Origin of the sequence: Yoonia sp. R2331, from assembly GCF_041103235.1 — a bacterium.
Classification (GTDB): domain Bacteria; phylum Pseudomonadota; class Alphaproteobacteria; order Rhodobacterales; family Rhodobacteraceae; genus CANMYO01.
The window spans coordinates 710934-722853 of record NZ_JBGCUN010000001.1 but is presented as its reverse complement, the minus strand read 5'-3'; the positions used below and the strand labels follow the sequence as shown (position 1 = coordinate 722853).

The window sequence follows — 11920 nt, the reverse complement described above, 5'->3', positions numbered from 1 at the left end:
CTGCTTTGCGGACGCAGCGGACAGATGCAGGCGCTGCCATCGCTGACGCAGCATTCATTCGCCTTTTACAGCACAACCGTCGCTGCAGTGCAGCCAAAGTCATGAGAGCGGTCATTGAAGACTGGCCGAAACAGCCAGGCTAACAGTAAATAGTGGTCCCGAAACCTCAGACAGGCATGCTGGTCGGTTCAAGCAGATTTCCTATCTGACTTCGAAAGCCGTTCAGCCACAAAGAGATTGAGCGCTATGGCGAGCCATATTGAAGTTCCTTCACTCGTTGGCGTTTCGTACCCAAAGATTGGAATGAGTATCAAATCAAAGAGTATGCGACTTGCGCCGAGAAGACCGAATGCGATGGCCCGTCGCATCCATTGTCGGTGATAGACTATGTCTCCGCGCCGAATTGCTAAAAAGGACAAACAGAGGGAAAGACCGGCACCAAGGCCGCCAACATTCATCGCGGCATAGTGTAGCCACAGTTCTGGTGCCGCGGGCGGCCGCCCCATGAGCAAAACGGCCGTGAGCGCAAAGAGAAGTCCCGCTATCATTGCAACCCGCCCGGCAACCCGATGCAATTTGCGGTACCGCATCCGCAGGCGCGACGAAAACTGAAGAGGTGCAAGAACACAGAACAAGATGCCTGATGCAATATGCAGTGCGATTGGTTCGGGGGAAGCAAAGTAGTGCAGCTGAACCATATCATGCAAAAAGCCCTTGGTGTCTGGGCCTTGGAGTATACCTGCCAGGACAAACGCCCCCGGTAGGGCGGGCACCGCACCCAAGAGTGCGATTCCCAAGGGGCCTCGAAGTGCTAGTCTCGAAGGCTTTGTCATGTGCCCGCTCCTTCGCGTCCGATGTTCTTACAGGTCTACAAGTTTTGATAAGTTCACTAATTCTGGACGGGTTCGAACATGACGACGTCACGATGTGAACCGTGTCGGGTTCGCCCGGTGGCTGATCATTCCTCAAGGTTCAACAGGTACTCGGCAGCTGCAGCACTCATCGCTCGGTAGTCATGTCCTATCCCGTCGATGATCTGGAACTGCCATTGAAATGCAGCCCCGACCCGCTCAGCTTCCTGACGAGAATGCTGATAGAAGCGTTGCCCGCGATCTAGTCGCCCCAAGCCCTGTGATTGATCGATGTGAGGAGTGTGCAGCAACGTCCCGCCAGATTGGTCGCTATTGTCGAGTGCACCCAGCATCAGGACAAGATGTGCGCCAAAGGCGTGCGTTAAGTCTATTTCCGTCAAGCCTGTCACCTGTAGCCCAGTGGGCATTGCCTGTGAAAGATCAGGAAATGTGTAGAACCCCGAATTTGCGGCGATGATAATGCGTGCCTTCGATCCCGGTGCGAAAATTGCGAAGCGGTGCAGGATTTGCCCACCAGCAGAATGCCCAAAAATATCGTGTTTTTCTGCCTCAGAGCCCGTTATCTGAATCAGTTGCTCAAAGACGCGATCAAAATCATCGAAAATCCAGTCCGGGCGGTTCGTCACCACATCAAACCGAATGTCAGCATCGTCGAGCGTAATTGTTGTAGCGGTTTCGGACACCCGGGCAAAACTCGGGTTATCGAAGTGTAAGTTCGAGATTGTGCCGCCCATATTATATGCGGCGAAGTCATAGTCCTCTTCCGAATACCCTAGGGCTGCCACGAATGTCCCAGAGGCACAGGCCGCGTCGATCCAAGCGTCCCTGTAGCCGACGCTGTTGCGTCCGGCACCAGGAAGGACGAGCAGGATTGGAGAAGAGGGAGTAAAGCTCTGCGGGCGCACGTAGTGCACGGTGAGACCAGCCGATCCAAGGTCTGGCAACTGGAAAGAACCTAAGCCTTCAGGCAGGGTCACGGGGTTTTCGCCCAATTCCTGGTTGACCGGTACAGTGCCATCAAAGCAGGAATTGTCGCTCTGTCCAAATGCGAGGCTTGGCGTAAGCAGAACGAAAGCGACGGTCAGCTTAGCCGCGCAACGAACAAGATATTTCATGATAGAAACCTCTTCTAAACAGGTTCTTTTAGGAAACCGCTGCTTCCATGGCTGCGGCATTGCGCTGGAACACGAGCGCCAAACCGACGGCGATGAACCATGCAATTGCCCCAAGTCCAAACACAGCGCCTGCGACTTCACCGAAGGGCGGGAAGATCGTGAGCAGACCACCAATGCCGGTCAGCAGTCCCAGGCCGATAACGATCTTGCCAAAGGCGCGATGGATCATACCGGCAAGGCTGACGAAAAGGATCCAGACACCACCGGCGATTTCGTTTCCGCCACCAAGACCGAGTTCCACTGCGTGCAGTGCTTCCCAAGTCTGAACAGCGGCTTCGAAGTCGTTCGGAGCCATCGCCGCCATCGTTTCAGTTGTGACATTGCCGATCATGCCAGCACCCAACACAAGGGTCGTCCAGACCAGTCCGAAAGCCATGGTCATTGTGCCCCAGTCGGGTGATTTGTCTCTCAAGCGACCTGCCAAAGCGACGACAAGCACAGCCAGCGCCAACGCGTTGAGCACGTAGATCACTGTGAACCACGTGATCATAAGCGCTTGATTGTCGACAGTGAACCGCACCACGCCAGCGGCGTCGATTGCATTCGTGCCAAAGCCAGACTCTGAAAATACAGTCACGAGCAGTGTAAAACCAAAGATATAGGTGGCGGCACAGATCAGGGCAGCAAGGCCCCCAATACGTTGCATAGTCATGATTTTTCCCTTTCGGTAATGAGTTGATGAATCTGCGCCGTGGGTATGTTGGCGCACGTGTTTTCGAATTGGTCTTGTTGTCTTTGCGGTCCTGCGACTGCGTCGAGGTCAAGCGCGTCCATAACCTGCATTTTGCTAAGACCATGCAGCTGGTCGACGCATATGAACTGTTCGACAGATGCGCGCTTTGCCTCCTGCAGGAGGTTGAGTTTGCTTGGATAGTCGATGTGCCACCCATCTACGGCATCGGCTTCACGCTTAGTGCCGAGGCAGGACACGACCAGTGTCACACCAGTCATGACCCCGCTCAAAGCGTTCGGGTCGGCAAAACGCGCCTCAACAAGTTGGTCAGCCGCGAGTAACTTGGCGCGGGAGGTCTTGCGAACGAGGGCAATCACATACCACCCCTGTCGCTGGAACTCCGAACACAACATGTGCCCAAGCGGACTGCTAGCTCCGATGAGGAGGACACGTTTCATTGCTTAGATCCTTTTTGAGAGCAAGTACTAGGGTCAGATCGGGTGGCAGCGGAGACTCAGTTGGCCCATAGGTCGGTCGTGTGGCCCGCTTTCCGGCAATACTATGTCCCGCAACAAGTAGTCGGGAAGATCGGCGGTCAGGTGCCGAACTGCGCCGCTGTCACCCACAAGAAGGGAATAGAGCGCGTTAAATCTGCGGGCGCGGTAGCGGAGAACATTTGTCATAGCGCGGCCCTCAACCCACAACTCTGTGGCCACGGCCCCGCAGGCACTCAATGACGATCGCTTCGCGCTTTTCGCTTGCATCAACAGCAGTCGAAATGCCGCCAACGAGCGCACCTGCAATTGCGCCCTCCAATGCATCGCCACTGTCAGCTTCACCGAGTGCAGCACCCACACCAGCGCCTAGAACAGTTGCAGCGATCGTGTCTTCATCGAATTGGGTCTGGTTGTGGGCCAAGGCCTGACACGCATCCAGGTCGGCCTGATAGGCAGGCGTCGGTGTGCCATCGAGAATAGGTTGATAATTTGCACCGCTGTCTGCGCATGCGGCCATCAGGACCAATCCAGCAGCGGTAAGAGTGAATTGTGTTTTCATCGTCTGATCTTTCTCGTTTCAGTATTGAGAAAGCAGATAGCCAGTCCTGTGCGGTCAGGGCATGACCGCAGGCATCAACGAATTGACACTTCGTAACAGAGTGACTTCAGGCTGCCTGATTGAGGTAGGCAGTTGGGCTGAGACCGGTCCATCGTTTGAAAGCACGGACGAATGATGACGCTTCAGAAAACCCTAATAGGTACGCGGTTTCGTTGACCGTCACCTTTTGGCCTTCTAGGTACTCCAGCGCCATCCGCTTGCGCAAATCGTCGTGGACTTCGGCGAAGGTGACGCCTTCTTCCTTTAAGCGGCGATACAGTGTTTGGCGGCTCATCGCGAGGTCTCTGGCAACCTTGTCCATTGAGATCGCTCCTTCATGCATCTTGGGCAAGATCTGAGCCTCGATCTCGGCCCGGATCGATGTATCGACCCGCAGATTTTCTAACAATTCATCGGCATGACGGGTGAAGACGCCAAAAGCATAGGTGTTTCCGGGCTCGAACTGCGTCTCCGGGCTGTCCCAGATTGGATCAATCTGAAGCGCATTCCGACGCGCATTGAATTTCACGGGGATACGGAAGAGTTCCGGATATTGGTCTACGTGAGGCGGTGGCGGATATGTGACCTCCAACCCGATCTCGAATGTTGCGTCCGGGAACGACCTGCGAAACTCGCTGATGAACCGGGCAAATGATGCTTCGGTCGCCAGGTACGCATCAGGTGAAACTTCCAGATGATCGACGATCCAAAGGTCGCCGCCTTCATGCAGCAGTTCAAAGCGGTTCGTCCCCGCCCGCAGCTTCCCGCTCGCCATAAGATGCAGATAGCGGTTTAGCTGTTCAATCGAATGCCGAAACGAGGCCGAGGTGTGAACAATTTGGCCAACAACCGAAATCGTTTCGAGCCGCGATTCAAGAGTGTGGCGCAGCAACAGCGACGTATCCCCGGTTTGCGCGATCGCCGCACCAATCATTGTCCGATAGGCGGCCTCTGGGATGCGATTGTCCTGATCTGACAGGTCGTTCTCTGTCAGACCACCAGCGGCGAGCAATGCGTCGCGTTTTGCGCCCTTCTTGCAAGCATAGTCCGCAAAGCTTGATGCGAACCCCGCCGCCATCGTCTGTTCTGCCATCAATCGGACTCCTATCACGAGGCCGTCTAACACTATGTCTATGAGCCGGCCTTGATCAAGAAGGCCGGTCAAGATGGCGCTTACCTATGTCATTGTCCTGCGAGCCAGTCCAAAATGGCCTTTGTCGTCTCATCGGGCAATTCCTGCTGGATCCAATGCCCGCAATCGAGGCTGACGACGTCAATACCCGGCACAAATTCCGAAAGGGTCTTTGATTGTGGGATCATGTCCCGTTCGCCATAGATCATCAGCGCAGGTTTGCGGATGATCGGGTCAACATCCGCAAGGATGTGCCAGTTGCGATCCATGTTCCTGTACCAATTGATACTGCTCGTAAATCCATTCTGGTCGAATGCTTCCCTAAAGATCGCGCGGTCCGCATCTGACATCACCGGCTCGCCAGCCCCGTCCGGGGTCAGTGCAAGATTGATCATCATCATGCCCGGCTCTGGCGGTGTCAGAGGGGCATTTTTGCGAAACAGATTGCGTAAGAACCGATCTGCGTTTGCATCCAGAATTGCATCCGCAACGCCTGGCTGCCGATTGAAGTGCACAAAGTAATTATCGGGACCAAAGTAGGTCTCCATCATTTCAATCCACGGCATATCACCGCGCAGCTGATAGGGAAGCGCCAGATTGATGACCTTCGCCACGCGTGAGGGGTGCAAAAGCGCCATGCTCCAGACGACATTTGCCCCCCAGTCGTGGCCAACAAAGATCGCATTGTCATATCCGAAATGATCCAGAAGCGCGGCAAGATCACCTGTCAGCTTTGAGATATCGTAATCCGTCACATCTGCAGGGCAGGACGAATTCCCGTAGCCGCGCTGGTTAGGAACGATGACGTGATAGCCTGCAGCCGCCAATGCTGGCATCTGATGACGCCAGGAAAAGGCATGTTCTGGCCAGCCGTGGCACAGGACAATCGGATTGCCTTTGTTTTCTTGACCGGTTTCGAAAACTTCGAGGGTTACGCCATTGACCTCAACGAATGAGGGCGCCGGGAAATTGGTGGTATCGAACATCGCTTTGTCTCCTTGAATTGGTGTCTAGCAACGTCGTACCTTTGAAAGGTACCATAATTTGATACCTTTTATGATAGAGTGTCCCAATGAACGGCAGAGCACGACAAGACGCGATTGTCCGCACCCTGCGTCGGTCCGGGTCAGCGACACTCAAAGGCCTGGCCCAAGAGGTCGGAGCATCAAGGAGCACCATTCTGCGGGATATCGCAGAGCTGCGGGATGAAGGATTCGTTATTGATACCGAACAGGGGCGCGGTGGCGGGGTGTCGATGGATACCCGTTCCGTGCAGACCGCAGCGCGCCTGACTGTGACCGAAGTTTTCGCACTGGTGATCAGCGTGGCAAGTATGCAGGCTGCGGGACAACTACCGTTTTCAGGACTGGCCGATGCGGGACTTGCCAAGATTGAGAAGGCCCTGCCGCCAGACAAACTCCGCGATCTAAGGCGCCTCCTTGATTGCCTCTATGTTGGGCCACTGGCCCCACAGGTTGATGTTTCAGATGTCACGGGGGTCGATCCTGCGCTACTTTCTGGGTTCGAGGACGCATTCCTGAACAGGAACTGCCTGCGCTTTCAGTATTCCGATGCCCGCGGTGCCTGCTCTGTACGCGAGGTTGAACCGCAGGCAATGCTCATTCTTCCGCCACTTTGGTACCTGGTTGCGTGGGATCCAGATCGGCAGGATTTTCGCCATTTCAGAATGGACCGGATCACAGGGCCGGAACAGATGGCGGGATCAACGTTTCGGAAAAGACATGTCACGTTCAGTGACGGTGTTCACCGTGTTCGCTATGCATAGCCGTGGCCGCGACGCCCACCTGATAGCTTAGTTTGCTTATCTCTTGAGTTCTTCGATCAGGAAGTCAAAGACCCGACGAATGCGACGGCTTGTGGTCAGCTCTCGGTGTGCCACCAGCCAGATCGGAAACCGCAGCGGTTCCAGATCAGGCAGGACGCGCACTACCGCCGGTTCCGCATCGCCGATCTGGGCATCCAGAACTCCAATCGCAGCACCTTGCTTCACCAGTTCCCACATCACCAGATAGCTCTCGGTGAGCAGCGGAAAGTTCGCTTCGGTCAGACCAAGCCCAAGACTGTTGAGCCCTTTCAACATGCCACCGCTGCGATCCAGATTAATAAAGTCAGCGTACCGCAGATCATAGGGTGTTTTTGGGTTGCCCAGTTTTGCTAGGTAATCAGGCGCGGCATAAAGAACTGCATCAGCCATCCCGACCTTTTTGGCGATCAGATCAGGTTCCGTCGGGCGGAAATTGCGGATCGCAATGTCGGCTTCCCGGCGCAGCAGGTCGCTGGCATGGTTCGAGACAACGATCTCAACGTGGATGCCAGGCTCTTCGCGGCGCAGCCTTGTCACAATCGGGGGCAGCAATACGGCCGCGTAAGTTTCGCTTGCCGAGATGCTGATCGGCCCCTCCAGCGCCTGTGCCTGACCCAAAGCAGTGAGCGAGACCCGGCCAGCGGCATGACCCATGTCGCGGACGTGTTCCAACAGTTCCAGGCCACTTGGCGTCAGAGTCAGCCCCCGACCGACACGTTCAAACAGGACCACGCCAAGCTCTTGCTCTAACCCGTCGACCTGTCGTCCGAGTGTTGGTTGCGCCATGCCCAGGGCGCGGGCGGCAGCCGACAATGACCCCTCTTCCGCCGTCACCAAAAAGGCACGCGCCTTGTTCCAGTCAAACTTTACCGACCGCCAATCCATGCAAATCTGCATATCAAAATTAGAGAATTGGTCAATTCGCATGGATCTCCGTCCAGCGTACACCCCTTTCCAAGATCAACCCCAACGCTCTGCCTGTTGCGGACAACCACACTAACCCGGACCGGCGAAACCTTGAAAGGAAAGGAAAGGAAAGGAAAGGAAATGAAAAACGCTACGCAACACTGGGACACGCAAGCGGCCCGCGCCGCAGGTGGTCTCTATCTGGCTATTGCAGTCTGTGGCGGCTTCAGCATCGGCTATGTGCCAATGCAGATTGTGGCGGGTGACGGTGCCACGTCGAGTGCGAACCTGATGGCCAACACGGGGCTTTATCAGCTGGGGATCTTGGCTGACAGCGCCGTGATCCTGTTCGAATTGGCGATCACGGCGATCCTTTATCAGATGTTCAGGTCAGTGGGCCCCAAAATGGCCATGGCCGCCCTGATTTCCCGGGCTGGTATGATCACGGTCATGGGGATCAACCTGCTGCTTTGGGTGATGCCATATATTTTGCTGACGCAAGCCACCGGATGGGACACTGCGCACCTGCATGCAATGGTCCAATTCTGCTTTGATGCACATGCAATTGGCGTCTTTGTCTGGCAGCTCTTTTTCGGCGTCCATCTTCTCGCACTTGGTTGGCTGATACTGAAATCTGACACTGTACCGCATCTGTTGGGATGGGGGCTATTTGTTGGTGCCTTTGGCTATCTGATTCAAGGTATCGCAAAGCTCACGTTCGTCGATGTCGCAGCCATCAACTACACCTACATCGCGCTCCTTGTAGTCGTGAGCATCTCTGAGATCAGTTTCGGCCTCTGGCTGCTGATCCGGGGTGGCCGCCCGACAATTCAATCCAATCAAACCACGCCGGTTGTGGCGTAAGGGGGATATCTCATGCTTGCATATTCTTACACTCAATATGGGCCTGCCGACGTTGTTTCAAAAGTTGAGGTTCCCACACCTACAGCAAAGCCAAATGAAGTTCTGATCAGGATCGTCGCCACAACAGTCAGCGCAGGTGACTGGCGCGCGCGCAGCCTGACGATGCCGAAAGGCCTCGGGCTGGTAGGTCGGTTGGTTTTTGGCATAACCGGTCCACGCAAACCGATCCTTGGGACAGAGCTCTCAGGGATCATCGAAAAAGTTGGAACGGACGTTTCAACTTTCCAGCCTGGCGATGCCGTTATCGGTTTTCCTGGTGCGGGATTCGGAGCGCACGCCGAGTTCATAGCAATGCCAGCGGACGGCAAACTGGTCAGAAAGCCAGACAGTCTGAGTTTTGCAGAAAGCGCTGCAATCCCGTTTGGGGCAACAACGGCCTATGACTTTCTGGTCAACAAGGCAAAGGTGCAGGCCGGTGACAGGATCCTGATCAATGGTGCGTCCGGTTCCGTCGGTTCGGCGAGCGTACAAATCGCAAAGCACCTTGGGGCAGAAGTGACCGCTGTTTGCAGTGCCAAGAATGCAGGCCTGATGCGTAAGTTGGGGGCCGACCGTGTCATCGACTATCGGAACGAGGACATTGTGGAAAACGGTGTTCAATATGACATCGTGGTAGATACTGTCGGAACTCTGCCATGGTCACAGGCCCAACAGGCCATTCGCCACGGCGGAAAGATGGTCCTCATCGCGGGAAAAACCTCGGATATGTTTTTCGGGGCCATCAAAGCGGCTCTCAAAGGCAAGAAGATGATCGGTGGTGTCGCGACCGAAAGCCGTGAGGTCCTGCAGGCGGTCGTAAATCTCGCGGCGCAAGGCGCCCTTCTTCCCGTCATCGACAGACGCTACTCATTTGACGATATGAGGGTTGCCCATGCACATGTCGATACCGGCAGAAAAAAGGGCAACGTGGTCGTGACCGTCAAGTCTGACGAGAGCGAACGCTCGCGAGGTGAAGGAAAAAATCTCGCAAGTGAGGTCGTCCATGCCTGATGCAAATGTGAATCATGAACTTCTGTTCTCACTGTCCAGCATTCTGGCGATCATAGGTTGGATAATCTTGCTGGCTTCGCCGCTCTTTCCAAGCTAATCGGATCGGATTTCGGGGGTATTCATTCCGTTGGTCTTGTCAGCTGGATATGTGGTGCTGGCAGTCTTCTTTCCTTCAGATGAAGATGGTGGTTTTGGCAACCTTGAAGCCGTCGCGACGCTCTTTTCGCACCCCAGTGCGATGTTGGCAGGTTGGATACACTTCCTTGCATTTGATCTTTTGATCGGAGCTTGGATCTGCAGGACAGCGCGTAAAGACTGTGTGTATTATTGGTTGGTTGCGCCTTGCCTTCCACTCACGTTTCTTTTTGGCCCAGCAGGTTTCCTCGCATTTTCAATCATCCGTACATCTACAAAGCACAAAACGTCCCAGATCTCTGTGAAATGAAGAAAGGTACGGCCTATGGTCGCAGCCAGGCCAATTGCACGAGCGTTTGCACATCTCGATACGCCAATACGTTCGGATCGTGCGCGATTGTATTCGCATCCTCGATCCGAATTTCACCAATAAATATAGTTAGTCTTCGTGTCCCCACGGGTTAGGAATTGTGGGGCTGCTTGGCGCTTCTTTGACATAAGACTCGATAAGGCGGCCAAAGGCGTTTCGCGCAAGCAAACTATGTTCCCGAGAATAATCGAGGCTCGCCACGAAGCTCCAATGAGCGTGCATCGCAGAAACGAATAGGAACGAGAGTTCTTCGCAGGAATGTCCTTTCAGCTCGGGATGCGCGATGGCCAACTCATGGGCCATGACTTTACCCAAAGTCTGGTACTGCAAGCGCATACGTCCCCTCAAAGGCAAAGAGCCCACCGAAAACGCAATAAGAGCATCATACACTTCCAGGTCGCTCGGCATTGACGTCACTTCGGACAAATCGAAAAAGTAGTCGAGGAACCAGTCAAGCCGTCTGACTTTCCCTAATTCGACAATGCCAAGGACAAGAGCCTCGCGATATTGATCAGACAGATGATCCGCCAGATCAATCATCAGGCTTTCAGCGTCTTTATAGTAATAGCGGACAAGCTGACGAGAAAGATCAGCTTGATTTGCAACGTTCTCAAAGGTCAACGCTTGTAGCCCCTGAGATGCCAGCAGTTTCGTCGCCGCCTGCAATATCTCGTTTTTCTTTTCCTTGGTTTGATCTTGATTGGACACAGCTTTCTACCAAACACCGTCGCTCATAGGACTTCGTCATCCCAACACGGTTGGGCCAAGTTCCATTCATCATTGATAAGGCCATAGAATGCCGATTCGCCTTGCGATCTCAAGCGGGAGAGCACCTATACATTTTGTCGGATTTTCAATTTGAAAAATTTACCGCGCAGGTCGCGCCAGACAGAGCGACCCACCCACTACCGTATTGAAGTATAAACACAAATATGGCCGCCCATTTCGGCGACGCCCAAACCCCCGAATATCGATTTTTCAAAATGCAAAGCCAAGCAGGTTAAGATTGACCCCTGCAACTTCCATCGTGCAGCGTCGCGTGCATGCGGCGCCAAGTCGCTTCATTGTATGGTTACTTCGGAAGTATGGAACGCTTATGACTTTTAGACTCACATTTGGAACGATGCTGCGATCAGCCACCTGCGCCGTCGCTTTATTCGGGGCCACATCGGTCTCTGCCGCGACGGTTGAATTGGTGACAAACGGAGATTTCTCTGCAGGTTCAGCCGGTTTTACATCGGATTTCACGGATGCCGGGGGAGGTACTCCAGGGCTTGCGCAGTTTTCGATCCTCAACAGTAACTATTTCGGGCTCCTTCCTCAGGACGGCAACTTTATCGCCATCAATGGTGGAAACCAGAATGCACTTCCGACAGTGTGGTCGCAGGACATCGCTGTCATATCCGGAACCGAATATTCGTTTTCGTTCTTGCTGGGCGGTACGACGACAGTGCCCTCTCCCGCAGGGCAGTTGTCGATCCAGTTTGATGGTGCGGAAATCCTGAATGCGACGGCATCCACAGGCAGTCCGGCGACGTTCCAGTCCTTTGGATCAACATTTGTGGCCAGCGCCACCGGGACATTTGCCTTGTCGTTTATCGAAACAAGCATCGGGTTCGGCGGGAACGACTATGGCATCGACGATATCTCGCTGACCTTCGATGACAGCGTCGCTCCACCGGCCGCTGTCCCCTTGCCCGCAACGGGTTGGCTGGTGTTGGCTTCCATGGGTGGCATGGCCGCAATGCGGCGCCGGAAGACGTCTTAGAAGAACGAATTATTTGTTATGGGAAAGGCGGCTCTCGGGCCGTCTTTTTTGTTTC

General features: G+C 54.5%; 14 protein-coding genes. 5 read left to right on the top strand and 9 right to left on the bottom strand.

Annotation, left to right across the window (positions count from 1 at the left end; all coding sequences use genetic code 11):
• Positions 1 to 188: 188 nt before the first annotated feature.
• The 7 genes from AB3Y40_RS03635 to AB3Y40_RS03605 all read right to left on the bottom strand — a co-directional run bounded on the left by AB3Y40_RS03635 (position 189) and on the right by AB3Y40_RS03605 (position 5933).
• Positions 189 to 833, bottom strand: coding sequence for a DUF2306 domain-containing protein (locus tag AB3Y40_RS03635; RefSeq protein ID WP_369437441.1), 645 nt, complete (start codon positions 831 to 833; stop codon positions 189 to 191).
• Between the two features lie 125 nt (positions 834 to 958).
• Positions 959 to 1987: a hypothetical protein gene (locus AB3Y40_RS03630; RefSeq protein WP_369437440.1), complete on the bottom strand. Its 1029-nt coding sequence runs from the start codon at positions 1985 to 1987 to the stop codon at positions 959 to 961.
• Between the two features lie 28 nt (positions 1988 to 2015).
• On the bottom strand, positions 2016 to 2699 hold the full coding sequence (locus AB3Y40_RS03625) for a hypothetical protein (RefSeq protein ID WP_369437439.1): 684 nt from the start codon (positions 2697 to 2699) through the stop codon (positions 2016 to 2018).
• Entirely contained in the window at positions 2696 to 3178 is a 483-nt protein-coding gene (locus AB3Y40_RS03620) for an NAD(P)H-binding protein (RefSeq protein WP_369437438.1), read from the bottom strand. Before AB3Y40_RS03620 ends, AB3Y40_RS03625 begins: the two co-directional genes overlap by 4 nt.
• 235 nt (positions 3179 to 3413) lie before the next feature.
• The gene (locus AB3Y40_RS03615; protein WP_369437437.1) at positions 3414 to 3776 is read right to left on the bottom strand and encodes a glycine zipper family protein; all 363 of its coding nucleotides are present in this window, start codon (positions 3774 to 3776) and stop codon (positions 3414 to 3416) included.
• A 106-nt stretch (positions 3777 to 3882) separates the two neighbouring features.
• Positions 3883 to 4908, bottom strand: coding sequence for an AraC family transcriptional regulator (locus AB3Y40_RS03610; protein ID WP_369437436.1), 1026 nt, complete (start codon positions 4906 to 4908; stop codon positions 3883 to 3885).
• 89 nt (positions 4909 to 4997) lie between these two features.
• Entirely contained in the window at positions 4998 to 5933 is a 936-nt protein-coding gene (locus AB3Y40_RS03605) for an alpha/beta fold hydrolase (RefSeq protein WP_369437435.1), read from the bottom strand.
• An 86-nt stretch (positions 5934 to 6019) separates the two neighbouring features.
• Here AB3Y40_RS03605 and AB3Y40_RS03600 point away from each other — a divergent pair, with 86 nt between their 5' ends.
• A complete protein-coding gene (locus AB3Y40_RS03600; protein WP_369437434.1) occupies positions 6020 to 6733 on the top strand; it encodes a helix-turn-helix transcriptional regulator in 714 nt (237 codons plus the stop codon).
• Positions 6734 to 6769: 36 nt separating this feature from the next.
• Here AB3Y40_RS03600 and AB3Y40_RS03595 read toward each other — a convergent pair whose 3' ends face one another.
• The gene (locus AB3Y40_RS03595) at positions 6770 to 7669 is read right to left on the bottom strand and encodes a LysR family transcriptional regulator (protein WP_369439593.1); all 900 of its coding nucleotides are present in this window, start codon (positions 7667 to 7669) and stop codon (positions 6770 to 6772) included.
• A gap of 150 nt (positions 7670 to 7819) precedes the next feature.
• Between AB3Y40_RS03595 and AB3Y40_RS03590 the strand changes: the two genes are divergently transcribed.
• The 3 genes from AB3Y40_RS03590 (at position 7820) to AB3Y40_RS03580 (ending at position 10037) form a co-directional block, all read left to right on the top strand.
• Positions 7820 to 8542, top strand: a complete 723-nt coding sequence (locus tag AB3Y40_RS03590) for a DUF4386 domain-containing protein (protein WP_369437433.1) — start codon at positions 7820 to 7822, stop codon at positions 8540 to 8542.
• Between the two features lie 12 nt (positions 8543 to 8554).
• Entirely contained in the window at positions 8555 to 9592 is a 1038-nt protein-coding gene (locus AB3Y40_RS03585) for an NAD(P)-dependent alcohol dehydrogenase (RefSeq protein ID WP_369437432.1), read from the top strand.
• Positions 9593 to 9698: 106 nt separating this feature from the next.
• Positions 9699 to 10037, top strand: a complete 339-nt coding sequence (locus AB3Y40_RS03580; protein WP_369439592.1) for an ABA4-like family protein — start codon at positions 9699 to 9701, stop codon at positions 10035 to 10037.
• 129 nt (positions 10038 to 10166) lie between these two features.
• Here the strand turns inward: AB3Y40_RS03580 and AB3Y40_RS03575 are convergent, their stop codons facing one another.
• The gene (locus tag AB3Y40_RS03575; protein ID WP_369437431.1) at positions 10167 to 10805 is read right to left on the bottom strand and encodes a TetR/AcrR family transcriptional regulator; all 639 of its coding nucleotides are present in this window, start codon (positions 10803 to 10805) and stop codon (positions 10167 to 10169) included.
• 388 nt (positions 10806 to 11193) lie between these two features.
• Between AB3Y40_RS03575 and AB3Y40_RS03570 the strand changes: the two genes are divergently transcribed.
• Positions 11194 to 11865, top strand: coding sequence for a VPLPA-CTERM sorting domain-containing protein (locus AB3Y40_RS03570; protein ID WP_369437430.1), 672 nt, complete (start codon positions 11194 to 11196; stop codon positions 11863 to 11865).
• Positions 11866 to 11920 lie beyond the last annotated feature (55 nt).

What these genes read in the sequence shown, in the direction of transcription:
- AB3Y40_RS03635 (WP_369437441.1), bottom strand. Translation starts at nt 833, where the DNA reads ATGACAAAGCCTTCGAGACTAGCACTTCGAGGCCCCTTGGGAATCGCA.
- AB3Y40_RS03630 (WP_369437440.1), bottom strand. Translation starts at nt 1,987, where the DNA reads ATGAAATATCTTGTTCGTTGCGCGGCTAAGCTGACCGTCGCTTTCGTT.
- AB3Y40_RS03625 (WP_369437439.1), bottom strand. Translation starts at nt 2,699, where the DNA reads ATGACTATGCAACGTATTGGGGGCCTTGCTGCCCTGATCTGTGCCGCC.
- AB3Y40_RS03620 (WP_369437438.1), bottom strand. Translation starts at nt 3,178, where the DNA reads ATGAAACGTGTCCTCCTCATCGGAGCTAGCAGTCCGCTTGGGCACATG.
- AB3Y40_RS03615 (WP_369437437.1), bottom strand. Translation starts at nt 3,776, where the DNA reads ATGAAAACACAATTCACTCTTACCGCTGCTGGATTGGTCCTGATGGCC.
- AB3Y40_RS03610 (WP_369437436.1), bottom strand. Translation starts at nt 4,908, where the DNA reads ATGGCAGAACAGACGATGGCGGCGGGGTTCGCATCAAGCTTTGCGGAC.
- AB3Y40_RS03605 (WP_369437435.1), bottom strand. Translation starts at nt 5,933, where the DNA reads ATGTTCGATACCACCAATTTCCCGGCGCCCTCATTCGTTGAGGTCAAT.
- AB3Y40_RS03600 (WP_369437434.1), top strand. Translation starts at nt 6,020, where the DNA reads ATGAACGGCAGAGCACGACAAGACGCGATTGTCCGCACCCTGCGTCGG.
- AB3Y40_RS03595 (WP_369439593.1), bottom strand. Translation starts at nt 7,669, where the DNA reads ATGCAGATTTGCATGGATTGGCGGTCGGTAAAGTTTGACTGGAACAAG.
- AB3Y40_RS03590 (WP_369437433.1), top strand. Translation starts at nt 7,820, where the DNA reads ATGAAAAACGCTACGCAACACTGGGACACGCAAGCGGCCCGCGCCGCA.
- AB3Y40_RS03585 (WP_369437432.1), top strand. Translation starts at nt 8,555, where the DNA reads ATGCTTGCATATTCTTACACTCAATATGGGCCTGCCGACGTTGTTTCA.
- AB3Y40_RS03570 (WP_369437430.1), top strand. Translation starts at nt 11,194, where the DNA reads ATGACTTTTAGACTCACATTTGGAACGATGCTGCGATCAGCCACCTGC.